Below are 24,972 nucleotides of genomic sequence, written 5' to 3' on the forward strand. Positions count from 1 at the left end.
GACAATCATACTCAACGGATTTATAGAATGGATAACACGCACAAGCGTCATGTCAGAACGACGGGGACCGTGCCGGGTAAGAGCCAGAATATGGGATCATGTTCATCAAAAAGTGAACGATAAAGGTATTCCATATCATTTTATTAACGCACTGGCAAAATTGTCAGGCAGGGAAAAGCCTTCTGCGGCATAAAATAAGCCCGGTTCAGCGGGATCTTTTATTATTCAACACTCAGGAGTGAAGCAGTTCCGGGGTCTTCAGCAGCAGGTGAAATCGCTCCAATGGCATTGGGCGACCGAGGTAATACCCCTGTCCTTCCTGACAGGCGATAGCCTGCAGCTCAATCAACTGCTCGTGCGTTTCAATGCCTTCGGCCGTAACGGTCAGCGAGAACGCTTTGCCCAGGCCGATAATGCCCTCCACTATCGACGTTGCCTGTGCCGAATGCGGGAAACCGTTCATATAGGATCGGTCCATCTTCATGCCATCGAACGGGAAGGTCTTCAGGTAGCCCAGCGAAGCGTGGCCCGCACCGAAGTCATCCACCGTTAACCGGACCCCCAACTTTTTCAGCGCCAGCATAATCTCCAGCGCATTCTGCGGATTTTCCAGGGTGATATTCTCGGTGATCTCCAGCTCAAGCCGCCGGGCATCCAGCCCACTGTTGGTCAGTGCTCTGGCCACGCGGTTTGCAAGATTGCCGCTGCGGAATTCCACCGGCGAGATATTCACTGAGACATACATTGGCTCCGGCCAGCTCAGCGCATCGGTACAGGCCCGTTGCAGCACCCAGTCGCTGATTTCAATAATCTGGCCGGTCTCCTCCGCCAGAGGAATAAAGCTGTCCGGCATGATTATCCCGGTGGCAGGATGCTCCCAACGGATTAGCGCTTCCGCCCCTTCCAGCCGTGCCTCTTTCAGGTCGTAGCGCGGCTGATAGAACAACCGCAGCTCGTTGCCGCCGATAGCTTTGCGCAGGTTGCGCTCCATTTCGCGCTTGTGTACCAGCTGTTCCGCCATCTCCGGGCTGTACCAGGTCCAGCGATTGCGTCCTTTTTGCTTCGACTTGTACAGCGCGATATCGGCCAGCCGCAACAGCTCATCTGCCTGCATCGCATCCTTCGGTGCCAGCGCAATACCCATGCTGGCCCCGATAAAGACTTCCTGCTGTCCCAGATGAAAGGGCCGGCAAATCTCGCTGAGCAAAGCCCGACAGCAGTCGTTGATTTCAGCTTCGCAGCTCATATCCCCGACAATCAGGATAAATTCATCGCCGCCCTGCCGCGAAACCAGGTCGCCCGCTTTCAGAACGCTGCGCAAACGGTGAGCAACCTCGGTCAGCAAGCTGTCTCCCGCCGCATGGCCCCAGGTATCGTTAACCGGTTTGAAGTGGTCCAGATCCAGACTGATCAGCACTAATGGTCGCTCAGCAGTTGGTTGTGCCTGCAGTCTGCCGCGCAAAAACTCACACATATACGTCCGGTTTGGCAAACTGGTCAGCGCATCATGCTGCGACAGGTAGTGGATGCGGGCCTGCGCCTCCACCTCCTGCGTTATGTCAGACACCGTGCCACGATACCCCGTCAACTGGCCATTCAATTCCACCGGATTAGCCACCAGGCTGCAAATACGGGTTTCCCCCTGCGCTGAGAAAGAGTGACAGCGCAGCGTTCGCCGCGGGTTATCCTGGCGCTGCTGAAAAATCCAGGCGGATACAGGCTGGGTTTCATTGTGCAGAACATCATCGATCGAGCGCCCCAGTAGCTTCGGCCCCTCGTAGCCGGTCACCGTACAAAAACGCTTCGACAGATAGGTTATCATGCCATGAGCATTGGTTTCCCAGATCCAGTCAGATGAGGTTTCCGCCACGTCACGGAAACGCGCCTCGCTGGCGGCCAGCTCCCGCTGACTGTGCATCAGCTGCGTAAAACGCTGGTCAGAAAGCGTGGCGTTGTGCATTGCGTGATTGATCACCTGGCGGACCATGGAGCCAAGAATGATCGCTGCGGCGAACAATACCGGCAGCAGATACATCAGCAAATTTCGCCCGGGTTCGGCAGAATCCCAACGGATAGCAACCGGTGCATCATCCGCCACTTCCTCATTGAGGAAAGGTGGCACAAAGCTGTCCTGCGCACTGTCAGGAATACGGGCGTTCTCCACCCCGACCGACATGCCGAACTTCTTCAACTTTTCTGGCGTGAAACGATTAATGAACACCATCACCGACGGCGGTCCCGGGATCATTTGTAACCCCGGCACTTTTCCGGTGGTGATCGGTGCAGCCGCAACAATCGCCGGAGTTGAACCAATCAGGGCATTTTGCGTGATGGCATTCTCCTCCACTGCCAGCTCACGGGCCCGCTTGATCAGCGGTGCAGCGTGAATGCCCAGCCAGCTTTCCAGCGGCAGATCCGACATTTTACCGTTGATCACCGAATAGCGGGTACGCCCTTCGCCATCAACCACAAACACGCCTTCATAATGATATTCGCTGTATAAACCCGGTCCGAAGTTTTGCTGATCGTAAGCCCAGACGGGATCAACCCTCAGATGAAGGTGGTTCCAGGCCTCACCCCAGAAAGCATAATCACGGATATCGGTCAGGATATTCTGCCGGCTTTCCTTCCAGGCGTTGTGTAGTAAAAAAGTTTCCTGCCGGAGTGAGTTCTCGTTCTGCCGCCAGGCGATACCCACCACCATCAGCATGGCGAACAGCATTACTCCACTGAGTAGCAGAGTCAGCGACATCAGCAGCCGTCGGGTAAAAAATGTCGTTTTCTGGCCATCGGTAAGCGCCGGATTACTTAGCAGAGGGGCAATCTTCATGTACTACGGACCTTATCCCACGGGCTGACAAACCTTCCCGGTTCGTAATAAGCCTTTATGACAGCTGTTAAATCGCAGGTCCTCTGCTCCTGCAGACGCGCTCGTTAAAGCATTATCGGCCTGGAAGCTGAACAATTTAGGCCAGCCGTCAAGTTATTCGCGCGTCTCGACAGCTCCCGCAGCGCTTGTTAACATCCGCCCTTCCCCGCCCCGGAGCCTGCTGATGAACAACGAGTCAGATAAAATGACCTGCACCCTGTTGTGCCTGGGAATGTGCCTGGTGTGGTACAGCATCACTCTGCTGGTTGGTGTCATGCCGGGTTTTCGCGCTTTAGCTGAAAATGGCCTGGTGATGCCTGTGCTTTGCGTCGTTGAGTTTGCCGTACTGGTGCCGCTCTGGCGCTGGTACTCCCGCCACTATGACAATATTCCGTCAGGCCAGCTGAAACAGCGCCAGACAGTGATCTATAGCCTGCTGCTGCTGGCGCTGATTGTTTCACAATCTTTTTATATGCAGCAGGAGAGCTGGACCGGCTCCCAGCTGGGGGATGATCAATCCGTTCCCCGGACGATCGCTTTTGCCCTGGCGGTAGTGCTGTTAGCGCCGGTGTTTGAAGAGATTATTTTTCGCGGATTTGTAATGCAGGCCCTGCTGACATGGGCTCCAAAACAACGGCTGGCGTGTGCGCTGCTGACCTCGATTATCTTTGCCACGATGCACACTCAGTATGCGCACCTGCAAACCCTGCTGGCGCTAATCGCCCTCTCCCTGCTGCTGTGTTATGCCAGGCTGAATTCTTCTGGCCTCAAGCTGCCAATCTTTCTGCATATGCTGAATAATTTTATCGGCGTTGCGCCCTGGCTATGGATGACGCTGCAACCGTAAAATTCCTCACCGACGTTGAACTATTATAACCAATGCCTTTCCCTTATAACCGCTAAGCATAACGATAGCGGATAATCTACTATTTATCTGGCGCGCAGGTAATCTACACTCGCGCTCACATTAAAAGGTAAGGAAACGTCATGAAAATTGTAGTTCCGTCAATGATTGCCGTGGCGCTGGCCGGTGCTTTCGCAGCCCATGCCGCCACTCCTCCGGATACCCTGGTGATTGCCCAGTCTATCGATGATGCCAGCAGTTTTGACCCGGCCGAAGGCTTTGAACTGACCTCGGTCCAGGCGTTCACCAACCTCTATCAGCGTCTGGTCCAGTCCGATCCGCAAAATCCTACCGACCTGAAGCCCACGCTGGCATCAAGCTGGCGGCCTGGCAGCGATAACCGCAGCCTTACCTTTACCCTGCGTGACGGCGCGAAGTTTGCCTCAGGCAATCCGGTTCGTCCTGAAGACGTGATCTTCTCCCTCAGCCGCGTGGTGAAGCTGGATCTCGATCCTTCATTTATCCTGACTCAGCTGGGCTGGACCAAAGACAATATCGATGCGCAGTTGAAAAAAGTCGACGATACCCATGTGCAGATCAGCTGGACAGCCAACGTCAGCCCGACCTATGTGCTGAGCCTGCTGGCTGCGCCGGTATCGTCGATTGTTGATGCGAAAACGGCGACAGCCAACGAACAGAAAGGCGATCTTGGCAATAAATGGCTGCAAATGCATTCGGCGGGCAGCGGCCCGTTCCAGATCCGCAAATATATCCCGCATGAAGTGGTGCTGCTCTCCGCAAACCCAAGCTCACCGGGCGGCGCACCAAAACTGAAAAACGTGTTGATCAAAAACGTGCCGGAACCGGCTGCCCGCCGTCTGCTGCTTGAGCAGGGTGATGCGGATATCGCCCGTAATCTGGGTGCCGACCAGATGGCCGCGCTGAAGAACAAGCCAGACGTGACGCCGATGGCCATTCCGATGGCATCGCTGTATTACATTCAGTTCAACATTGACGCTAACCCGGTACTGAAAAACCCGGCGCTGTGGGAAGCGTCACGCTATCTGTTTGACTACCACGGCATCGCCGACGACCTGCTGAAGGGCCAGTTCCAGGTACACCAGTCCTTCCTGCCACAGGGCTTCCTGGGCGCGCTGAATGACAACCCGTTCACCTTCGATCCGGCTAAAGCCAAAGCCATTCTCAGCAAAGCCGGTCTGAAAGACGTCCACTTCAAGCTGAGCGTCAGCAATCAGCCGCCTTATCTCGACATCGCACAGGCGCTGCAGGCCAGCTTTGCCAAAGGCGGCATTACCGTTGAGCTGATCCCGGGCCTGAGCAGTGAGATCTCCACCTCGGTGAAGGCGCATAAATATGAGGCAACGCTGAATGCCTGGGGCGCGGACTATTTCGATCCAAACACCAACGCCGCAGCCTTTGCCTATAATCCGGAAGACGGTAGCAAAACGCTGGCATGGCGTTCAAACTGGCATATTCCGGAACTGAGCAAGCAAACGCTGGCCGCCACGGCGGAGAGCGACAAGGCAAAACGCATCAAGCTCTATGAAAGTATGCAGCGTGAAGTGCAGCAGAACTCGCCGTACGTGGTCGGTTTGCAGGCACGTAACCTGATTGCCCTGCGTTCCAACCTGAAAGGCTACGTTCAGGGGATCAACCCGGATATGGTTTACTACAGCCAGGTCAGTAAGTAATGGCTCTGTTTGTTGCTGAAGCCGGGTCCGCCCGGCTTTTCTGGTTGCGAAGCGGGAGGCTGCTCACCGGGCTGCTGTCACTGGCGGTGACGCTGCTGGGGTTGCTGGCATTCACGTTTATGCTTTCCCACCTCTCCCCGGTTGATCCGGTGTTGCAGATTGTCGGCGATCACGCCAGCGAATCCACCTATGCTCAGGCACGCCGCGAACTGGGGCTGGATCAGCCGCTGCTGATGCAGTTCTGGCACTATCTGACCCATCTCGCCCACGGCGACCTGGGCATTTCCCGTCTGACCAATCAGCCGGTTGCAACCGATCTGCTGCGGACCTTCCCGGCAACGATTGAGCTGGCGACCTGTGCGATGATCTTTGGTGCGGTCTTTGGCGTCCTGCTGGCGCTACTGGCGGCATGGAAGCCGGGCAGCGTGCTGGATAATCTCGCCCGCCTGATTTCACTGCTCGGCTACTCGGTGCCGGTTTTCTGGCTGGGGTTGCTGGGGTTGCTGCTGTTTTATGCCGTGCTGCACTGGTCCGCCGGGCCGGGACGGCTGGACGATATCTGGGTCTACACGCTGGAACCGAAAACCGGACTGGTGCTGGTCGACAGCTGGCTTTCCGGCGACCCGGAGATGTTCCGCAACGCCATTGCCCACCTGTGGCTGCCGGTGGTGGTGCTGGGACTGCTGGCGATGGCCGGGATCACCCGCCTGCTGCGCGCCGCACTGCTGGAAGAGAGCAGCAAAGAGTATGTGACGCTGGCTCGTGCTAAAGGTACCAGCCGGGGGCGTATTCTGTTGCAGCACGTTTTTCCAAATGTCCGTGGCACGCTGATTACCGTGCTGGCTCTCTCCTATGCCACGCTGCTGGAAGGCTCGGTGCTGACCGAAACGGTGTTTGCCTGGCCGGGCGTTGGACGGTATATGACTACCGCGCTGTTCGCTTCAGATACTCCGGCGATCCTCGGTTCTACACTGCTGATTGGCGGCTGCTTTATCACCCTGAATGCGCTGGCGGATGCGTTAACTTATCTCACCGACCCGAGAACCCGATGACGCAAAATTTAACTGATATTGAACTCGCGAAGCCACGCCGCCGCCGATCCCGTATGACGTCGCTGGCGATTGGCGGTACGCTGGTGGCGATCCTGATCCTCGCGGCCCTGCTGGCTCCGCTGTTGGCCCCTTTCGATCCTAATGCCCAGACGATGTCAGCCCGCCTGCTGCCGCCTTCGGCTGCACACTGGTTCGGCACCGACGGATTTGGCCGCGACCTGCTCTCCAGAGTGATCTACGGTGCGCGCCCGACACTACTGCTGGTCTCGCTGATCCTGGTGCTGACCATTCCGGTCGGTATGCTGGTGGGCATCTGCGCGGGCTATCTCGGCGGCTGGAGCGAGCGTGTACTGATGCGCATTACCGATATTTTCCTGTCCTTGCCTAACCTGGTGATTGCACTGGCGCTGGTAGCGATGCTGGGGCCGGGCCTGATGAACGGCGCGCTGGCACTGGCGCTAACCAGCTGGCCGCCGTTTGCCCGCCAGGCGAGGGCCGAGACGCTGGCGCTACGCCGCAGTGACTATCTTGCCGCAGCGCGGATGCAGGGCATCAACGGCCTGCGCCTGATGTTCGGCCACATTCTGCCGCTCTGTATGCCAGGTGCGGTGGTACGGGCGGCGCTGAGTCTGGGCGGGATAATTCTCTCCGCTGCAGGGCTTGGTTTCCTCGGGATGGGCGTACAGCCTCCTACCGCAGAGTGGGGCTCGATGGTGGCAGAAGGCAGCAAGGTGATCTTCGACCAGTGGTGGGTGGCCGCCGCACCGGGTGGCGCGATCCTGTTTGCCAGCCTGGCCTTTAATCTGACGGGCGACGGCCTGCGTGACCGACTGGATACCCGAAATGCCAACTGATATTTCCCCACTGATCATGGCAAAAAACCTCTCCATCGCCAGTGCGACGGGCGCAGAACTGGTCAAAAGTATCAGCTTCTCGCTGGGGCGTGAGCGCGTGGCGCTGGTCGGCGAGTCTGGCTCCGGCAAATCCCTGACCGCCCGTAGCCTGATGGGACTGCTGTCACCTTCGCTTGACCTGCAGGCAGACACGCTGAGCGTTGCCGGTGAAAATGCGCTGACTCTCAATGAGCGCAGCTGGAATACGCTGCGCGGCAGCCAGCTGGCGATGGTGATGCAGGATCCAAAATATGCCCTTAACCCAATGCGCACTATCGGCTGGCAGGTGGCCGAGCCGCTGAAGCTGCACGCCAGGCTGAGCCGCGCAGAGATCAAAGAGAAAGTCTGCGAGATGCTGGATGCCGTTGGCCTGCCCCAGCCCGCTCAGTTGATGCAGCGCTATCCGCATCAGCTTTCCGGCGGGATGGGACAACGTGTGATGCTGGCCATTGCGCTGATTGCCGATCCGCAGTTTTTGATCGCCGATGAACCCACTTCCGCGCTGGATCATGTCATGCGCGATCAGGTACTGGCGCTGATCCGCCGTCTGGTTGAACAACGCAATATGGGGCTGCTGCTGATCAGCCACGATTTGCAGCAGGTTTCAGAACACTGCGAGCGGGTGATGGTGATGTATCAGGGCGAGATCCTGGACACACTGCCTGCCACCGACCTGCCGCGGGCCACCCATCCTTATACCAGAACCCTGTGGTCCTGCCGTCCGGGCAAGGCAACGCAGGGGAAACCGCTGCCGGTACTGGATCGTGCCGCGCTGGAGGCACACCGTGAACATGATTGAACTGCAAACGCTGAGCGTTTCGCACCGTCAGGGCTATGAGCAGCGCACTGTGGTACATGATGTGTCGCTGAACGTGGCGAGCGGGGAGTGCTTTGGGCTGGTCGGCCCCTCCGGTTGCGGTAAATCGTCGCTGCTGTGGGTGATAGCCGGTCTGAACCCGAACTGGCGTGGCAGCATGACGCTGGCCGGGCATAGCGTGTTACCGGGTAAGGATTTTACCGGGCAGTTGCGACGTGACGTGCAGATGGTGTTTCAGGATCCCTATGCTTCGCTGCATCCGCGCCACCGCCTGCGCCGCACTCTGGCGGAGCCGCTGAAGCTGCTGAAAGTACAGGATATTAACGATCGTATCGACAGTGGCTTCCGTCATGTCGGACTGGATCCGGTGCTGGCAGATCGTTACTCACACCAGCTTTCAGGGGGTCAGCGACAGCGCGTGGCGATCGTCCGCGCACTGCTGCTGGAGCCAAAAATCCTGCTGCTGGATGAGCCCACTTCTGCGCTGGATATGTCGGTACAGGCGGAGATCCTCAACCTGCTGAACACCCTGAAACAGCAGGATAACCTGACGATGGTGCTGGTCAGCCACGATCCTGACGTGATCGACCATATGTGCGACCGCGCGGTGAAGATGGATCGCGGCTATATCGTGGCCTGATACGCACTGATTATGGCCCGTTGTGGCCCGTCGCGTCTGTTGATCTGGCTGATATCTCAAACAGCCCACCCTTGCCTGCTCTGTGACGCTCGGATCAGTGGATAAGAAGGGATTACGGGCGGCAATACCGCCCGTGACACGTCAGGAAATCGCAGAATCCGACGAATGCTTGTTTTTGTCAGCCTCAAAGTGCGCTTTGAACTGCTCATAAATGGAGATCATATTCGAGGCATCACCCTGCATCGGGCTGAGTTTGCCTGCGCGAACCAGCTCAATCACCAGCTGCAACGCAGCCTGTTTTGGGCTGCTGGCCGGATGGGAAATTTCAGATGTCATAGCGGCTTCCGTGAAAAGGAGTAAACGGTAATTTTAACAACTTTCCGTGCTGCGGGCGAAATTATTCCGCGTCCCTTTTCCGATTTTCAACGCTATTTTTTCTGCTGTTTCAGCCAGCTCTGCATCTGGTCGATTTCCGGCTGCTGCGCTTTGATGATCGCCTCAGCCAGCGCCCGCATTTCCGGATCCTTGCCGTATTGCAACTCGGTTTTCGCCATCTCAATGGCCCCCTGATGATGCGCCGTCATCCCTTCCGCAAAGGCTTTATCCGGATCGGACTCTTTCATCCCCGCCATCATCTGCTGATGCATTTTATCCATTCCTGCCTGGTAGCTCTGTTGCGCCGGAGTGGTTGACTGCCCGCCATCCATTGGCATAGACATTTTGTCTGCCGCCTGGGCGGTAGCGGACAGGACCAGGGTGGCGATCATGCTGCAAAATAACTTGTTCATACTGGCTTTCCTTATCAGTGAGTGAAGAAGATCGGTGTTCATCCTGCACCTTCCCGTTGGGTTAAGGTCAAGGGAATATCTTCACACCAGTCAATATCGGGCAAAACTCTTGATTTTTTTCAAGCCGACTTTCAGCATTTACAGGGTTTATTGAGGGGGTATTATTTGTCTCTGGCAGCATAACCTTGCAGGCATCTGATTGTTACAATGACCGTCATGCAGAACGAAGCCAGGTAAGTTCGTCCGTGAGTCAGCGATGTAACGGGGTTTGGAAAAGTAGTTGCAGACCGTTCAATCTGGTTTACTGTTCCTTATGACAGATGTAAAAGAAGGGTTGAGTTCTATGAAAATAATTAACACTGTTTTATTTACCTCCATTTTTTCTTTTAATATCAATGCTGCTTTTACTGAACCTGACATGAGTCAACTGGCAGAAATCAATCGAAAAAAAGGAATGCCAGACACTTACCAGACATTACAATAAAAAACCATAGAACATTTACCGAATCATAAGGAAAAAATATTAAAACTGGAAAAATCATGGAATACGACAATTAAGCAAAAATGCAGAGTTATGATATTTGAATCCATCAATACCGATACTTAAATAGCATAAGAAAATACATGTCTGTCTGCCTGCCGAATATACGTCAGCAGCAGAATTTTTTGAAAACCTGAAAGGCTAATGGATGTATTAATCCTGAAAAGGCATCTGAAAATTGAGACAGGTGTTTTTTAATAACACATCATAAAAATATGCCAAAAATTTGTGTCTCATCCCATCAGCATTTCAATTAAACGACCATCGTTTGCCTCTTCTCCAGTTAGATTATCCACAAGCTTCTTCATCAGAAGCAGTATCAAGATCCTAATCCTTTGTGGCCAGGAGCAAGCCCGCGAAGGGAAGCCCGCCCCGAAAAGTGCATAACTATGCACCTCCCTAAAGTTGTACAGCTTTAAAATAAACTTGTACAAATCTCAAAAACCGTCTACCTTTCTGTGCGTAACGAAATTATGCATTTGCATGGCCTCAGGAAGTGTTGCTGGGTTTCCCACTTCCCGAGGCAATTTTTTTCGCTGCAAAATTATAAAAATCGGGCCAGTGCGCCCGGAAATAAGCTGCTTACCTGCACGCCAGACCGCTGGCCCGGTCCGGATTTTTGGAGAAACACATGCAAGAGTCATCCCAGATCAGCCATGAACTGACCCGCTATTTTAAAGCCGAAATTCAGGAAGCCCATACCGAAGTGGAAATTCTCGGTTCCGTGGTGGTGGAAATCCTGCAGAGTGGAATGCCCGTTACCAATAAAGCTCTTATTGCCCGACTGCTGCAGCGTATGGAAGGCACCAGCGATGTTATTTCTCTGGATGTGCATCGTTCGGTGCTGGAGATGGTAGTTCACCAGACTGAAGACGATCTGATCGCCTGACAGCACGCCGCAGAACCTGTCGGGTTCTGCGGTGGTTAAACCGCTTTTACCCCGGAACCTTCTCTTAAATCAAACGAACCGACACCCTCTTAAACTCTACTCATTAACCGGCACTAAAAATCCTCCATACACTCAGCTATCGGGCGACATCACTTCCTGCTGTCAGGCAGGACGCAATGAAATCAGCTTATGATTAACGCCAATTAATTAAGACCATGCTAATTAAGAACATTCCTCTGGTATATCCCCAGGCTTCGTCCGATATTGCTGCTGGACGCTTGCAGGCTGCCTCAACCTGACGCTACCGTCATCATGACTGACTGGCATTGCCGATGAAAAGGAGAGCCAGATTTCCTCCCCCTCTTAACTTCTGGCAGTATTGATATGAATGGATTAAGCGTAGTGAATACTCTGATTGCCGCAGCGATTTTTATCAGCCTGCAGGCACAGGCGGAAAAAATCACCGTATCGCTTTCTGAAGAACAGGATGGTGGGTCAGCGGGTCGTGCCTGTCTGTATGTCCATCAGGGAAAAGCAGAATACCGGCTGGTGAAACCAGATGAGATCTGCCCGTCCAGCGTGACGCTGGACGCTTCCGCCTCCCGCACCTGAACGCCTTTATCAGCGCTTTTTCTTGTCTGCAAACACGTCAGGACGGCGGAAATATGGTACCTTTAGCCCACTGGCGATATTCTGACTGGCCACGTCAGAGCGTGATTAGTGACAAGGACTCAGGCGTTGAAAACGATCAATCTTAAGCTGCTGACCGTGGTGGCGACATTTCTGGTGATTCTGCTGCATACCGCAGCGATTCCCTTCAGCTATTTTCATCTGGCATGGTCGGTTTCGGTCATGTACGAAGTGCTTGGGCGCACCGCTTTTCCCCTGTTTCTGCTGATTGCAGGTTACTCGTCGTTAAATAAAAATGAATCGCTGCTGAGCACGTTAAAAAAACGGGTGCTGAACCTGGTGATCCCGCTGATCGCCTGGTCGATTATTTATCTGGTTTATAATGAGCAGGTCAACGCCAGCAGAGCACCGGTCAGTATTCTTGAACTGTTAAGCAGCCCTGCCTATCCGCATTTGTGGTTTATCTATACTCTGATCCTGCTGTACCTGGTGACTCCCCTGCTGAATACATTCATTCAGAACGGCAGCCAGCAAAGGGTCAATTATACCGTCACCGTCTGGTTTGTTCTTGCTTCGGTTTATATGCTGTTCGATAACGTTAAGGTAAACCTGCTGGAAGGCCATGCCATTCCCGCCCCGAGCAATATTGATATGGTGGTTTATCTGTCTGGTTTCTACATAATCGGCGGCGTGGCCAGGCGTTTTAAAATTAACCCGAAAACAACTATTGCGGCGATTATCTTCGTGCTTTCTGCAGTATTAACCGCGGTGATGACCTACTCCCTGTCCATCAGCACCTTCTCTCCCAGCAAAGTCTTCCTGTTTTATTCTGCCCCCACGCTGGTCGTGGTTTCGCTGGCCTTGTTCTTTATGCTGCTGAATGCCGGGTTCACCTATAGCAAACGGGCATTCAATATTATCCGCGCGCTGTCACGGCTGAGCCTCGGGATCTTCTTTGTCCATATCATTGTGCTGGAAACGCTGCTGCGGGTACTGAGCATCAATTTCGAAGGGTACTACTCAACGCTGACCATCCCGCTGGTATCGCTGGTCTGCTTTATCATCTCTGCGCTGATCGTCTGGCTGCTGCGCCATATTCCCTGGGTACGCCGGATTACCTGAGCAGAAACAGAAACGGCCACTCACCGGAGCGGCCGTTCTTCCGGCAGTTTGCCGGGTTGCCACGTGCCTTCAGTAAGCTGCGGAGGCAAACCTGTGTGGCTGATTGATTGCTTTCCGGGCAATCCAGTAAAGCAGAATTCTCTCTTCATCGTAGTCCTGATCTGCCATCGCTAACAGCTTGAGCGCCAGCGTGGCTTTATTAACAGGCTGTCCCGTGATACTCAGGTCAACCACCGCTTTGCCAATGATGTTACAAACTTCGTCCTCATTTGAGATCGGTAACTCAGTGTCAGTGCTCATTCTCTCCTCCTGTTGTGGGTAAACAGTAAGCCTGGCAGACCTTGCGGAGATTGCCATCTCAAAGTCATCCTGCGGTCATATTGCTGTGCCTGTGCGTGCGTGAGGAAGATTATCGAGAGAGTGACAGCTGTAGACCCAGGCCGGTGGCAGATTACGCAGCACTCGGGTACGGTTCCAGGCGAAGTAGCCTGAGAGCAGAGGCTCGGACAGCGAAGTGTACTGGAACTGCACAAACACCCCTTCAGGGCTGAGCAGGGAGGCTGCCCGCTCAAGAATGCCGTGCCTGACCGGCTGCGGCAGCGACAGCAACGGCAGACCGGAGAAAATCGCGTCATATTCACCACTCAGCGTCTCAGCCGAGGCCCCCGTCACCCGCAGGCGCGAATCGTCGATTGCTGCCAGCTTGGGATGAAAGCGGGGATTGGTCTCAAAAGCCAGCAGCGCTGCATCCGGCCTCATGCGGGTGAGAAGATGGCGGGTCAGCACACCGTCACCGGCACCCAGCTCAGCGATGCGTTCGCAGCGGTTCCAGTCCACCGCGTCAGACATGGTCTTACACAGCGACAGAGAGGACGGCGCAATGGTGCCCGTTTTACGCGGATCGGAGAGGAATTCCTGCAAATAACCGGTTTTATCTTTGATATAGGAAAATGCAGATAACAACATAGGGTAGCCTCTGGCAAAATTGAATCCTCCCAGTAGGCCACAAGAAACTTAATGAGTTCTTAAAACCTGCTCTACAGAGTGAAAACTAAGATTAATCGCATCGAATCGCAATCCTGGTTTTAATCTCATTCATATTCCGCAACAGCTGACAATATCGCCACACACTCCACTTTGCTTCAAAAAACGCCGCGCGTTACTAAACATGATAAAAAATAACTCAAGTGTTTATTCTTAAAAATGACGCAACATTTTACTAACTAATGGTGCTTATTTGCAGCCAGACATCAGTCAGTATCCTTCCAGCCCCCACAGCTGTACCGCTAAGGTAATTCTGTATCTGAGCGAACTGTCTGTCCCTCTGCAGCCGCCTGGCTGTAGCCAGTCAATTCAGATACCGGAAAAGGGATATTATTGGGTCAGGATATAAACGGATCTGTTTATGTTACCAGGTTATCAGATACCAGGTAATAATGCCTTTCTGGCCCTGTTTCCAAGCCTGAAATTTAAAATTATCCTCTCGCTATTGTTACAACACACAGGCCCAGAGGGTAAATAAAAATGAAAAAAATCACCGCGATCTTTCTGTTATTAATGGTCACCGGCAGCAGCAGCGTTTATGCCGCAACAACCACCGGTGAAGCCGCAGGCAGTGCCGCGACAGCCATGTCTGACGGCAACTCAAATGCCGTGGGTGTAGGCGCAGTGGCCGCTGTACTGGGTATTGCTCTCGCCACCATGGGCGGCGGCGGTGGCGACGGCAGCGATGGTTCAACCTCCACCGGCACCACCACTACCACCACCTCTACCCTGGCTCACTGATTTATTTCACCGACCAGACGAACCCTCTGAGTTAAAGCAGTGGCAATATAAAAGCAGCCCTGGGCTGCTTTTTCTGTTCGCTGTCACTGTACGTTTAGCCGGACCAGCATCTGTTGCAGCAGTAATCCTGCCGGCACACTGAACCCGAGATCCCCCCGTCCAGTGCCACTACATCCGCCTCGCTCCTGACCTATACTTAACGCTGGTCTGGTACGTCAAAGGAGTGAGCTATGTTGATTGGCTTCGTATTACTCGTCAGCGCCTGTGGTCATGATGCCTGTGACGCTCTGCCAGTGTCCGAGCATATTTTTCCCACCCGCGTGGCATGCCAGCGTATCGCCGATCGTATCCATGAACGGCGTCCCAATGCGGTGCTGATGTGCGGTGAGGTTTACCGTAATCAGGGTAGTGAGCAGACGAAGGTAAACTGACCGGCAGGAATAAATGAGCACCGGATGCTGAAAATTCTGAACAGCCAGTAGCGGTTTATGACCTCTGATTAATGCTGCTCTTCCGCATCTGAACCGGCCTTCTCATCAACGTAGCGGGTGACCGCCAGCAGACGATTAACGTGCGTCAGCAACAAATCGATGTCGGACTGCAGGAAAGTCTGACCATTGCTGGAAGCGGCCACGATAGCATTCTGGATGTTCTCAGAAATATTATTCGGCCCCTCTTTTCCGGCGGTGAGCAACAGCGCTGCCAGCAGCAAAGACTGTGCTTCAACTTGCGCCGTCAGCTCTTTAGCATCCACATCCATTTTTGCCAATTTCATTAAAATATCGATCACTAATTGCTTCATATTCCGCCCCTTAATGTTTGTCACTGAAATTACCATCATGCCCGGTAGTGAGCAAACAGTTTATAGCGTAAAACGCATTCAGACTTTTTAATATTTACAAAAAATAACTCAATACTTTCAGCTTGTTAGATGGCGCATCAGTAAAAGCCTGTGAAGATTTTTCTGAAAAAAGTCGACCGGCTGGCGAAGCCCCTGTTTTCAGCTAGATTTACTAAGCCAGCGTCCCACAGCAATGGCGCAGGTAAACTTTAAAAAACTCAAAATCACTAAAAAAACGGAGAGGTAAATCCGTCATGGATAAAGCACATTTTTATGAGCGGCTGATGCGCTGGCAGCACCTGCGCTTCAATGACGTTGTGTTACGTGAACGTCCCGACACACCAGCATGGAACAAAAAGTACGAAATTTACATCCAGGATAACACTCGCCTGTCCGCGCAGTTGTATATCCGCACTACCCAGCCCGACGAAAATTCGGTACTGGTGATGGAGCAGTACCTTGGCTGGCTGAGCGAGTACAGCGTTAGGCAAAATGCGCAAAGTTAACCGATTCACTGCCGGGATCTCTCCGGCAGTTATTTCCCCCTCAGCTTCTCCATTTCCCCTCTCCCTGAAATTTAATTTCGTCGTTTTCCTACCAAAATGACCAGCGTAGAGTAAATTTATTACTAGTGTGACTTGCATCACACCACAACCACAATAATTAGATAGCAGGGAGTAACTTGTGACTGATACATCGAACAGCGGGCAATCCGGCACCGCGGCAAGCTCGCCGCAGTCGACCGAACCGCTGGTAAAAGTAATTGCGTTTATTGCCACACTTGGGGGATTGCTGTTTGGCTATGACACCGGAGTGATTGCCGGCGCTCTGCTTTTCATGAAGCATGATTTGCATCTGACTTCGCTGACCACCGGCATGGTGACCAGCTTCCTGATCCTCGGTTCCGCCATCGGAGCCATCTTTGCCGGGCGCGTGGCTGACCGCTTTGGCCGCAAAAAAATCATCCTGGTCATGGCGGTAATCTTTATGATCGGCTCGCTGGGCTGCGCTATGGCACCCAACGTGGTTATTATGATCCTCTTCCGCTTTATCCTCGGCCTGGCCGTGGGTGGCGCAGCTGCGATCGTGCCAATCTATATTGCCGAAATCGTTCCCGCCAACCGCCGCTGGCAGTTTGTCACGCTGCAGGAATTGATGATCGTTTCCGGCCAGTTGATTGCTTACACCAGTAACGCAGCGATTAACGAAATCTGGGGTGGTGAAACCACCTGGCGCTGGATGCTGGGCGTCGCCTGTGTGCCTGCGGTGATTTTATGGGTAGGAATGCTGTTCCTGCCGGATACACCGCGCTGGTACGCCATGCATGGCCGCTACCGTGAAGCGCGTGACGTGCTGGAGCGTACCCGCCACTCACGGATAGTCGAGCGTGAAATGGGCGAGATCCGTCAATCGATGGACTCAAAAAGCCAGAAGAACGCCCGCCGTCAAAAAACTATCTCGGTCTGGATGAAGCGTCTGGTGGCGCTGGGCATCGGTATCGCCATGCTGCAGCAGCTTTCTGGCGTGAACACCATCATGTTTTACGCGCCAACCATGCTGCAGGCTACCGGGCTGGGTACCAACGCCTCGCTGCTGGCGACCATTGCCAACGGCGTGATCTCGGTGATCATGACCTTTGTCGGCATCATGCTGCTCAGCCGCTTCGGCCGCCGTCCGCTGCTGCTGGTCGGACAGATTGGCTGTACCTGTACGCTGCTGACTATTGGCCTGCTGACGTGGCTGATGCCGGAGACCGTTAACGGCCATCCCGACGTATTGCGCAGCTATCTGGTGCTGGCAGGCATGCTGGTGTTCCTGTGCTTCCAGCAGGGCGCGCTGTCGCCGGTCACCTGGCTGCTGCTGTCGGAAATGTTCCCGATGCGCATTCGCGGCATGGCCAACGGCATTTCGGTCTTTGCCATGCAGATGACTAACTTCTCAATTGCCTTTATGTTTCCGATCCTGCTGGAAGCCTTTGGCCTGACGATGACCTTCTTCGCGTTCGCCGCGATTGGCGTTGCAGGTGGGATTTTCGCGGTGATTTTTGCGCCGGAAACCCAGGGCAAAACGCTCGAGCAGATTGAAAAACACTTCAAAAAGCACCTGCAGGACGATCCGGCGCCGCAAACCAGCAGCTGAGGATCACCGCGTGCCAGGGACGGCACCCTTTACCTCTTTCTTTAATCATCATCTTATAGAGCGATCGGCCAAAGGCTGCCAGGCTTACCGTTTGCTATTCGAAAGGAAAGTCTATGTTCAAATTTCTGTTCGCGCTGTTTTCCAGTCCGGAATCACTGTTGCAGGTAATGAGCCAAAGCGACGTCGAAGAGTCGATTGAAGAGGGCGAGCGTATCATCATTGATGAGGATGGCAGCGCCGCCGTAAACATTTCCAGCAACGAAGTGCATGAAGACTTCTCCCGTCACGTCAATGCGCTGAAAAGGGCCTGAGATGGGAACGGCAATATTTATGGTTCTGATGGTCTGCGGTTACTGGTATACCAGCCGTGACCTGACCACCCGCTTCAAAATCAAACGCTCTTTTGGTTGGGACGTCTACTTTCTGGTGGCGCTCTACGGCTGCATCTTCGTTCTGCAGGGCTTGATTGCGACCGGACTGATCTGGCTGCTGCTGTTAGGCTTTTCTGCGTTAATGAATGCCCTGCCGCAGGTTGATGGTGGCCTGTATCATCACTGGCAGATGGAATTTATGACCTGGAGCTTTCTGGGGATACAGGCTCCGGTGGTGATCATGCTCTCCTTCGCCGTGGTATTTTGCATCTACCGCTCCAACTGGTCGGGTAGTGCACGGCTGAACAGTAGTAATCGCAAGAAGTTGTACAAAAAACTTTCCCGCGCGAACGGCGTGGAAGGCTTGCTGTTCCAGTGTATGGACGAAGGCGAACTGGCATGGGTGACGTTGAAATCGCGGCGCATCTACATTGGTATGATCCACACCGCGTCTTATGAAAATACGTCAACGTCCAATCTGGTGCTGATCCCGATGCTCAGCGGCTACCGTGACGGCAAGACCCTGAACCTGTCCATCGAACATAACTATGCAAAATGGTACGCAGAACACAACATCACGCTGAACTCTGAGCCGAAATCAGCGATGGCTTTTCGCAAGGTGATTATGCTGGATCAGATTGAAAGCTTGTCGTTGTTTGATGCAGCCAGCGCCAGTGCGCTGGCACTGGACGCTGAAGAAAAACTCGCCTGAAGTCCTGCTGACGCAGAGTTCCCCGCTTGTGGGTTCTGAGTCAGCAGGCAGTATTCAGCCCACCAGCAGAGTAACCAGCCAGAAACCGGCAAAGGTCATCAGCAGCGAACCCAGCACGTGGGTCATCACCGAGATCATCGCCCAGAGATAATTGCCTGCCTGCATCAGAGTGACAATTTCCAGCGAGAACGTGGAAAAAGTCGTCATCCCGCCACACAGGCCAGTGGTGATCAGCAGTTTCCAGGCAGGATCGAGCTGGGGATTGCGCAGGAACCATGCCATTGCCGCGCCAATAATAAAGCCGCCAACCAGGTTAACCACCAGCGTACCAGGCGGTAGATTAGGAAACAGCGAGTTCAGCCGGACGGCCAGCAGCCAGCGGATCACACAGCCAGCAGAGCCACCAATAATGACGGCGAGTAACGGTTTAAGCATTATGTCCTCAAAGATTTTTACGAGGATTGATGATCGGGCAGGTTCCGGAACGCCTGATACACAACCCTCTTCTTAATGAAAAGATGGCAGTATCAGGCGTCATCAGCCCCTTACGGGCAGGGCGGTTGGGAAAGGTGGAGCACCATCACCTTGAAGCGCTAGCGTAATCAGCCACGTCGTTTTTTGCAAGCTTATCAAAAGCCAGGCCTTAAAGAGTCGACGCGAAGAAGGTTATTTCGCAGGGCAGCGGGTTTGCGGATCCCAGCGCTCACAGAAGGCCCGCATATCCGTTGATTTGAAGTCAGCAAGATGCGCCATGATCTCGTTCATTGGCCAGTGCCACCAGGCGATCCGCACCATGCGCTCAGCAATCTCACGCACGAACCGCTCTTTGATCACCCGTGCCGGGACACCACCCACAATGGTGTATGGTGCCACGTCTTTGGTCACTACCGCACCAGCCGCCAGCACCGCACCATCACCTACTGTCACACCGGGCAAAACGGTCACCCCGTGTCCAATCCAGACATCATGACCAATCACAACACGATCGGCACGGCGGGCGGCAAAAAATTCCCGGTCACGCTCCGCAGTCGAACTGTAATACTCCGCGCAGTAGGTGAAACGGTGCTGTGATGGGCGGTCAACGGGATGGTTCGGCGCGCCCAGCCGCACGTTTGAAGCGATAGCCGTAAACTTGCCGATTTCCGAATCGGCTACGGTGCAGTAAGGCCCAAGATAGGAGTAGTCCCCCAGCGTGGCGTATTCCATATGGCTGTGCGCCAGGATTTCACAGCAGCGCCCCACTTCGGCTTCCCGCAGCGTCACGCTGTCATCAATAAAGGTTTCGGCAAGCTTTGGCTGGTGCAGTTCAATCACGGGCATGTTGGCCTCCATGTCGGATGTCTGGATGAGTGCCGCTCACCGGGCTGGAAACCGGCAATCAACACGGGGTTAGTTTAATCTGGCACAGCGAGATGACAGATTCGTGGAAAGAAGATGACAGCTCAGACTCAGCGCTGATTGATAACATGGCAGGAGCAGGTGGCATGAAGGTGCAGCAATGGGGTACAAGGGTAAGATTTTTTCTGTGCTGTAGTCTTATTCTTCCGCTTCAGGCAGTTTTATTTTTTTCTCAGGCAGTAAATACTCGATAAATCGTCTTTGTTCTTCAGTAATTAGCCACCTTTCGAAGCGATTCTTCTTTTCATGGCCTCTGTTTTTATCCGTCTTGCCAGGGGAGTCAACCATCAACCAAACCCCCAGAGCAGAATGAGCGCCCAGAAGGCCATGCATCCCACCAGAACTGCAATCATGACCCTTCCCCGGGTCGACAACCGACATTTCATTGACTTTCCTTATCATAGTTAATCGTAAGTGGCAGTATAAACTACCACAGGCAACGATCAAATTTCAGATTATCCTTACTGAAAAAATCTGGAAATTATTGCTGTTCCGTGTTCAGCCTTAAAAGAAATAGGCCGTATTTCAATCAACGTTGAAAATACGGCCTGTATTGAATCATTTCTGAGATTAATTTCCCGGAGGAGCGGCCGGTGGGCTTTCCTGCTCCTCTTCGGTATTCACCATGGTCGCCTGGATCTCCTCTTCCGTGATAGTCGGGTTCAGCGCAGCGGCCAGTGGTGAACTGGCCAGGCTATCCGGCATCGCCACGTGTGGGACCGGAGCGTCATGGCTCTCCTGCGGCGTCCGGCCACGGAATCCGCTCATCGCTGCAACCCCGGCACCACACAGACAGAAAAATGCATAGAGCATATTGCCACCCAGCGGCTGCATGATTGCCCCGGTCACCAGTGGGCCAATACAGGCTCCGACGCCAAATGCCATCAGCAGGCAGGCGGTCAGCGAGACACGGCGCTCCGGCACCACGCTGTCATTGGCTATCGCCACCACCAGCGGATAAAGGGAGAACTGCATCATGCTGGCGATAAACGCGGCCACCACCACCCACAGAAAGCCAAAGTGAAGAGGCAACGTCAGCGGCAGCGCGGCAAGCGCATAAAGTAGCGCGGTATAAAAAAGCAGGCGATGGCGGTCAACCCGGTCCGACAGCCAGCTCAGCGGAAACTGGGAGATCAGCCCGGCGAAAATAGTGATGCCCATAAACAGGCCGGTTTGCTGAGTGCTGAAGCCAAGCAGGCTGGTATACACCGGTGCCATACCGTAGAACGCCCCCACGGCCATGCCCGTTGCAAGCGTGATCACCAGAATCTTAGGGATGGTACGGAAGAAGTACCCCAGCTCCATCGGGGCGGGCGTCATCGGATGCGCATTGGTTCGCGTGGTCAGCGCTATCGGCACCAGGCAAAGCGCAAAGCACAGCGCGACGATCAGCAGGCTGGTACTGCCGGATCCGATCTGCGTCATCAGGATGATCTGGCCGGACGACAGGCCAAGATAGGTTGCCACCATATAGAAGCCGAAAATCAGGCCACGCTGCCCCACCTCCGCCTGGTCATTCAGCCAGCTTTCCAGCACCATATACTGACACATCATGCACAGGCCGATAATCAGCCGCAGGAAGATCCACATCGGCAGATATTCCGTAATACCGTGGCCCAAAACGGAAGCAGTGATAATACCGGCACAGGAAACATAAGCACGAATATGCCCCACGCGGGCAATCAGGTTATGCCCCACCTTGCCACCAATCACCAGGCCAATATAGTTAGCTGCGGTGATCCCCCCAATCACCCCGCCGCTTACCTGCTCATGGGCCAGGCGCAGAGAGACATAAGTGGTCAGCAGGCCGGAGCCAAGCAGCATCAGGAGTGTGGTGGTGTACAGCGGTAAAAAAGTGCCGAGGACTCTTTTCAATTACGGCTCCCTGTCGTCTTCAATCCGGAAAAAGGGTATGAATCTGAACTGTAGTCGTACTTCCCCCAACCGGGCAAGGTTCCCGGCTGGCTTGCGGACGATTCTCACACCGAAAGCGGTTAACGCCGGTCACGCTGTTTCTGTATCAGCCGGTAGAAACAGTCGTCGCATAACGCCAAATCTTCAGCAAAAAGTCGCTCAATCAATCGCCTTCGCCTGCCGCACTCCTGACAAAATTTCCCTGCGAGCCTCATCCCATTGTCCTTTTGTTTGTGGGATGACAACAATACCGCGTAACAACCCTGAATAAATAATGGTTATCACCGATCGATTAAAGTTTATTGATCGGTTTTATCGATCGCCTTTAATCTGCCAACAATGGCGTTACCACTTACCGCAACCCAGATTCGCTCAAATCCGCCCCAAGTGGGACAATACCATTTGGGTTCAACGGCTTAATGGAGTCGTAGCCCTGACTGATATGATCGATACTCACCCTTTTACGCACGGCACGTCCAGCATTCTTAATGTGTAGCTGTTCAGCTGCGGAGAGCTCGACTGAGTGGTGGCAAACCCGGCGCGATACACGCCATTGTTCAGCTGCGGGTAGATCTCCTCGTTCAGCGCATCAATCTCTTCCTGTAACCCGGCCGGATAAAGATCGTAGTCGGCGCGGGCCAGCCTTTACACTTCACTCTCCTCAATCCAGTCTGCCGGAGGAAAAATAGCACAATCCGGTCTGTTTACCGGCCAGTAAATCCTCGCATTCAACCTTTTACTAAAGTTTCCCGAAATCAGACCGATGTAATAAATACTTAACCAGAACCGTCAGCCACGATTATGCCACTGATCAAACCCCTCGAACTGATATTGTTATCAATTACAATTGTTTACTGCTGCGCCATGTCATCATGGTTCTGGTAGACTGCGCGCCGTGACCGCGGAAAAATTGCTAATTCTGATTATCCCAATACACTCAGTTCAGATCTATTGACGAAGCAGGCTCGCCATTTTGTCCCGCCTGCTGCCCGCAGGAACAGCATGAACGATCTGAACGTACTGAAGATTTTTATTGCCGCCGCTGAGGCCGGTAATTTTGCACTGGCAGCCCGCAAGCTGGGACTGACAAGATCGGCAGTGGCAAAAGCCATTGGCCGCCTTGAAGAGCGTACCGGCACCCGTCTGTTTCACCGCACCACCAGAGTGATCACCCTGACCGATGAAGGGCGCACGCTCTGTCAACGCTGCACTGTGACAATTGCCGAGCTGGAAGAGGCCATTCAGGCCATGTCCTCACGCGGGAACGAGCCACAGGGCTTGCTACGCATGAGCATACCGGATGCGTATGGCCGCAGGCAGGTGATGCCGGTTCTGGCCCGCTATCTGGCGGCCTGGCCACGGGTGGAAGCGGAGGTCAGTTTCAGCGACCGGACGGTTGATTTGATTACCGAAGGCTACGATCTGGCGATCCGCATTGGCGCTCAGAATATCAGCGAGGATCTGGTTTCACGAGTGGTGGACCGACAGCGCCTGAGTATTTGCGCCTCGCCCGATTATCTTCGCCGCAACGGTATACCCCGCACACCTGATGAACTGAAAAAACACGCCGGTCTGCTGTTTGTGCAGCATGGCCGCACGCTGGCCTGGCGACTGAGTGATGAGAATGGCAAATCCAGCAGGCTGGAGCCGGTCAGCCGGGTGCGCTTTGATGATGGTGAGGCGCTCAGGGATGCCGCCGTTGCCGGACTGGGCATCGTGCAGCTCCCTGATTTTCTGGCAGAGCAGGAAGCAGAAAAAGGCCGTCTGGTACGGATCATGGAGAAATACGAGCCCGAGCGAATCCCCATTGTAGTGCTCTACCCGACCCGTAAATATCTTGCTCCCAGAGTCCGCTTATTTATCGACAGTCTGTTTGAGGGGACGCATTAGCCCGAAGCCAGTCAGGCCTGATGACGGCTTCTGGTTTCATAAGCCAGGCGGTACTCCTCCAGCCCGGTAGTGAATGTCGCACGACGTTCATGCCAGCCGGTCAACGCACGCAGTTTGTCAGATCCTACCCATTGCCAGAAGTTAGCCAACCCGTGTACCGTCTCGATCGGCACAGTTCCGATCGGTGCAGATAACTTCAGCTGCAGGCCGTAAGAGTGAGCCAGGGCCTCACCAATCTGCTGCGCCGTTTCATAATGCTGACTGGAGATGTTGAATGCCTGCTGAGCCACCTCACGACGCTGTGGATGTTCTGCCAGCATGACATACGCCTCTGCACAGTCATCCACGTGCAGCGAGTGCATGATGGCGGCAGGATCAGCCAGCAGCTCCAGCACGCCCTCACTGCCTGAAGCAAGATCGAACAGCGGGCCATAGTGACTGGAAGAGAGGCCATAAACGATGGTCGGGCGCAGCACCGTCGCATCGTAAGGTGCCCCCTCCGCCACCAGCAGCGCAGAACCGAACTGCTCGCGCGGCAACAGCAGGTCAGGCGCTTTCATCGGGCTGCTTTCGGTATGAGGTGCCAGCCCTGCATCGCCATCTTTCAGATCCATCCCACCGTAATCTTTGCAGCCGCTGGTAAACATCAGCAGCGGCCGGATACCTGCTTTTGCGCCGTGCTCCCCGATAGCTGCCATCATCTGCTTAACCTTACTGAGGTGTGACGCCATCGCGGTGAAGTCTTCTGTGTTAGACACAACCACATCGAAAACGGCTTCCTCAGTCTGCTTCAGAAAAGAGAGCTCTTCCGGTGAACCGATCAGCGGATGGATTTCATTACGCGCCAGCCCGGCAGCATCAGCTTCCCGACGGCACAGCCCGTAAGTTTTCCATCCGGCCCGGTTAAAAGCGTTTGCCACTGCGTTGCCAATATAGCCATTTGCTCCAGTGACCAGCACTGTTTTACGTCGTGTCGCGTTGTGCTTCATCTTCATTTTCTCCTGTGGATTGCAGAAATTAATGACGCAAACACGATTAAAACAAATTTACTGGTGAAAGAGTTTCTACAGTGTGATGAGGGAAGCTCGCCACATCCGGTCTGATAGCGCCCGGCACCCGGCTGAG

Annotated in this window: 28 protein-coding genes, 1 pseudogene and 1 riboswitch; of the genes and pseudogenes, 17 read left to right on the top strand and 12 right to left on the bottom strand. The window is 54.1% G+C overall.

Annotation, left to right across the window (positions count from 1 at the left end; all coding sequences use genetic code 11):
- Positions 1–232: 232 nt before the first annotated feature.
- The gene (locus GSQ70_RS15520; protein WP_233268316.1) at positions 233–2,830 is read right to left on the bottom strand and encodes an EAL domain-containing protein; all 2,598 of its coding nucleotides are present in this window, start codon (positions 2,828–2,830) and stop codon (positions 233–235) included.
- Between the two features lie 223 nt (positions 2,831–3,053).
- Here GSQ70_RS15520 and GSQ70_RS15525 point away from each other — a divergent pair, with 223 nt between their 5' ends.
- From GSQ70_RS15525 to GSQ70_RS15550, 6 genes are all read left to right on the top strand, one after another.
- The gene (locus GSQ70_RS15525; protein ID WP_158783379.1) at positions 3,054–3,716 is read left to right on the top strand and encodes a CPBP family intramembrane glutamic endopeptidase; all 663 of its coding nucleotides are present in this window, start codon (positions 3,054–3,056) and stop codon (positions 3,714–3,716) included.
- A 140-nt stretch (positions 3,717–3,856) separates the two neighbouring features.
- On the top strand, positions 3,857–5,425 hold the full coding sequence (locus tag GSQ70_RS15530; RefSeq protein ID WP_158783380.1) for an ABC transporter substrate-binding protein: 1,569 nt from the start codon (positions 3,857–3,859) through the stop codon (positions 5,423–5,425).
- Positions 5,425–6,477, top strand: coding sequence for an ABC transporter permease (locus tag GSQ70_RS15535; protein ID WP_158783381.1), 1,053 nt, complete (start codon positions 5,425–5,427; stop codon positions 6,475–6,477). The genes GSQ70_RS15530 and GSQ70_RS15535 overlap by 1 nt, the downstream gene beginning before the upstream one ends.
- Positions 6,474–7,331 (top strand): ABC transporter permease, encoded by an 858-nt coding sequence (locus GSQ70_RS15540; protein ID WP_158783382.1) that lies wholly within the window; start codon positions 6,474–6,476, stop codon positions 7,329–7,331. Before GSQ70_RS15535 ends, GSQ70_RS15540 begins: the two co-directional genes overlap by 4 nt.
- Positions 7,321–8,169 (top strand): ABC transporter ATP-binding protein, encoded by an 849-nt coding sequence (locus tag GSQ70_RS15545; RefSeq protein WP_158783383.1) that lies wholly within the window; start codon positions 7,321–7,323, stop codon positions 8,167–8,169. The genes GSQ70_RS15540 and GSQ70_RS15545 overlap by 11 nt, the downstream gene beginning before the upstream one ends.
- Positions 8,162–8,827 (top strand): ABC transporter ATP-binding protein, encoded by a 666-nt coding sequence (locus GSQ70_RS15550; protein WP_158785334.1) that lies wholly within the window; start codon positions 8,162–8,164, stop codon positions 8,825–8,827. Before GSQ70_RS15545 ends, GSQ70_RS15550 begins: the two co-directional genes overlap by 8 nt.
- A 141-nt stretch (positions 8,828–8,968) precedes the next feature.
- Here the strand turns inward: GSQ70_RS15550 and GSQ70_RS15555 are convergent, their stop codons facing one another.
- Both GSQ70_RS15555 and GSQ70_RS15560 read right to left on the bottom strand, forming a co-directional pair.
- Positions 8,969–9,163, bottom strand: a complete 195-nt coding sequence (locus tag GSQ70_RS15555) for a hypothetical protein (RefSeq protein WP_158783384.1) — start codon at positions 9,161–9,163, stop codon at positions 8,969–8,971.
- Positions 9,164–9,255: 92 nt separating this feature from the next.
- A complete protein-coding gene (locus tag GSQ70_RS15560; RefSeq protein ID WP_158783385.1) occupies positions 9,256–9,615 on the bottom strand; it encodes a DUF305 domain-containing protein in 360 nt (119 codons plus the stop codon).
- Between the two features lie 343 nt (positions 9,616–9,958).
- Here GSQ70_RS15560 and GSQ70_RS26035 point away from each other — a divergent pair, with 343 nt between their 5' ends.
- From GSQ70_RS26035 to GSQ70_RS15575, 4 genes are all read left to right on the top strand, one after another.
- Entirely contained in the window at positions 9,959–10,099 is a 141-nt protein-coding gene (locus GSQ70_RS26035; RefSeq protein ID WP_233268319.1) for a hypothetical protein, read from the top strand.
- A gap of 688 nt (positions 10,100–10,787) precedes the next feature.
- Entirely contained in the window at positions 10,788–11,045 is a 258-nt protein-coding gene (locus GSQ70_RS15565) for a biofilm development regulator YmgB/AriR family protein (protein ID WP_158783386.1), read from the top strand.
- 384 nt (positions 11,046–11,429) lie between these two features.
- The gene (locus GSQ70_RS15570) at positions 11,430–11,657 is read left to right on the top strand and encodes a hypothetical protein (protein ID WP_158783387.1); all 228 of its coding nucleotides are present in this window, start codon (positions 11,430–11,432) and stop codon (positions 11,655–11,657) included.
- A gap of 126 nt (positions 11,658–11,783) precedes the next feature.
- On the top strand, positions 11,784–12,797 hold the full coding sequence (locus tag GSQ70_RS15575; RefSeq protein WP_158783388.1) for an acyltransferase: 1,014 nt from the start codon (positions 11,784–11,786) through the stop codon (positions 12,795–12,797).
- A 69-nt stretch (positions 12,798–12,866) separates the two neighbouring features.
- On the opposite strand, the gene GSQ70_RS15580 is transcribed toward GSQ70_RS15575, so the two are convergent.
- Together GSQ70_RS15580 and GSQ70_RS15585 are read right to left on the bottom strand one after the other, a co-directional pair.
- On the bottom strand, positions 12,867–13,097 hold the full coding sequence (locus tag GSQ70_RS15580) for a hypothetical protein (RefSeq protein ID WP_158783389.1): 231 nt from the start codon (positions 13,095–13,097) through the stop codon (positions 12,867–12,869).
- Positions 13,098–13,172: 75 nt separating this feature from the next.
- Complete coding sequence (locus GSQ70_RS15585) at positions 13,173–13,763, bottom strand: class I SAM-dependent methyltransferase (RefSeq protein WP_199257268.1); 591 nt, start codon at positions 13,761–13,763, stop codon at positions 13,173–13,175.
- Positions 13,764–14,321: 558 nt separating this feature from the next.
- Between GSQ70_RS15585 and yjbE the strand changes: the two genes are divergently transcribed.
- Both yjbE and GSQ70_RS15595 read left to right on the top strand, forming a co-directional pair.
- Entirely contained in the window at positions 14,322–14,582 is a 261-nt protein-coding gene (gene yjbE, locus GSQ70_RS15590) for an exopolysaccharide production protein YjbE (RefSeq protein ID WP_158783390.1), read from the top strand.
- A gap of 230 nt (positions 14,583–14,812) precedes the next feature.
- Positions 14,813–15,013, top strand: a complete 201-nt coding sequence (locus GSQ70_RS15595; RefSeq protein ID WP_158783391.1) for a hypothetical protein — start codon at positions 14,813–14,815, stop codon at positions 15,011–15,013.
- A gap of 68 nt (positions 15,014–15,081) precedes the next feature.
- Here the strand turns inward: GSQ70_RS15595 and iraP are convergent, their stop codons facing one another.
- Positions 15,082–15,384: an anti-adapter protein IraP gene (iraP, locus tag GSQ70_RS15600; RefSeq protein ID WP_158783392.1), complete on the bottom strand. Its 303-nt coding sequence runs from the start codon at positions 15,382–15,384 to the stop codon at positions 15,082–15,084.
- Positions 15,385–15,677: 293 nt separating this feature from the next.
- Between iraP and GSQ70_RS15605 the strand changes: the two genes are divergently transcribed.
- The 4 genes from GSQ70_RS15605 to GSQ70_RS15620 all read left to right on the top strand — a co-directional run bounded on the left by GSQ70_RS15605 (position 15,678) and on the right by GSQ70_RS15620 (position 18,645).
- A complete protein-coding gene (locus GSQ70_RS15605; RefSeq protein ID WP_233268320.1) occupies positions 15,678–15,929 on the top strand; it encodes a hypothetical protein in 252 nt (83 codons plus the stop codon).
- Between the two features lie 178 nt (positions 15,930–16,107).
- Positions 16,108–17,562, top strand: coding sequence for a sugar porter family MFS transporter (locus tag GSQ70_RS15610; RefSeq protein ID WP_158783393.1), 1,455 nt, complete (start codon positions 16,108–16,110; stop codon positions 17,560–17,562).
- Between the two features lie 113 nt (positions 17,563–17,675).
- On the top strand, positions 17,676–17,873 hold the full coding sequence (locus GSQ70_RS15615; protein WP_158783394.1) for a hypothetical protein: 198 nt from the start codon (positions 17,676–17,678) through the stop codon (positions 17,871–17,873).
- A gap of 1 nt (position 17,874) precedes the next feature.
- A complete protein-coding gene (locus tag GSQ70_RS15620; protein ID WP_158783395.1) occupies positions 17,875–18,645 on the top strand; it encodes a hypothetical protein in 771 nt (256 codons plus the stop codon).
- A 54-nt stretch (positions 18,646–18,699) separates the two neighbouring features.
- On the opposite strand, the gene crcB is transcribed toward GSQ70_RS15620, so the two are convergent.
- From crcB to GSQ70_RS26040, 5 genes and pseudogenes are all read right to left on the bottom strand, one after another.
- Complete coding sequence (gene crcB / locus GSQ70_RS15625) at positions 18,700–19,080, bottom strand: fluoride efflux transporter CrcB (RefSeq protein WP_158783396.1); 381 nt, start codon at positions 19,078–19,080, stop codon at positions 18,700–18,702.
- Positions 19,081–19,166: 86 nt separating this feature from the next.
- Positions 19,167–19,239: riboswitch (Fluoride riboswitch) on the bottom strand.
- Positions 19,240–19,311: 72 nt separating this feature from the next.
- The gene (locus GSQ70_RS15630; RefSeq protein WP_158783397.1) at positions 19,312–19,965 is read right to left on the bottom strand and encodes a DapH/DapD/GlmU-related protein; all 654 of its coding nucleotides are present in this window, start codon (positions 19,963–19,965) and stop codon (positions 19,312–19,314) included.
- Positions 19,966–20,181: 216 nt separating this feature from the next.
- A complete protein-coding gene (locus GSQ70_RS15635; RefSeq protein WP_158783398.1) occupies positions 20,182–20,424 on the bottom strand; it encodes a hypothetical protein in 243 nt (80 codons plus the stop codon).
- A gap of 189 nt (positions 20,425–20,613) precedes the next feature.
- The gene (locus GSQ70_RS15640) at positions 20,614–21,918 is read right to left on the bottom strand and encodes an MFS transporter (protein WP_158783399.1); all 1,305 of its coding nucleotides are present in this window, start codon (positions 21,916–21,918) and stop codon (positions 20,614–20,616) included.
- Positions 21,919–22,309: 391 nt separating this feature from the next.
- Positions 22,310–22,599 (bottom strand): annotated as a pseudogene (locus GSQ70_RS26040) (glutathione S-transferase family protein); the annotation flags it as partial.
- A gap of 360 nt (positions 22,600–22,959) precedes the next feature.
- On the opposite strand from GSQ70_RS26040, the gene GSQ70_RS15645 reads away from it, so the two are divergent.
- On the top strand, positions 22,960–23,847 hold the full coding sequence (locus GSQ70_RS15645) for a LysR family transcriptional regulator (protein WP_158783400.1): 888 nt from the start codon (positions 22,960–22,962) through the stop codon (positions 23,845–23,847).
- An 11-nt stretch (positions 23,848–23,858) separates the two neighbouring features.
- On the opposite strand, the gene GSQ70_RS15650 is transcribed toward GSQ70_RS15645, so the two are convergent.
- Positions 23,859–24,836, bottom strand: a complete 978-nt coding sequence (locus GSQ70_RS15650) for an NAD(P)-dependent oxidoreductase (protein WP_158783401.1) — start codon at positions 24,834–24,836, stop codon at positions 23,859–23,861.
- Positions 24,837–24,972 lie beyond the last annotated feature (136 nt).

Origin of the sequence: Pantoea sp. BAV 3049 (assembly GCF_009765445.1) — a bacterium.
Classification (GTDB): domain Bacteria; phylum Pseudomonadota; class Gammaproteobacteria; order Enterobacterales; family Enterobacteriaceae; genus Erwinia.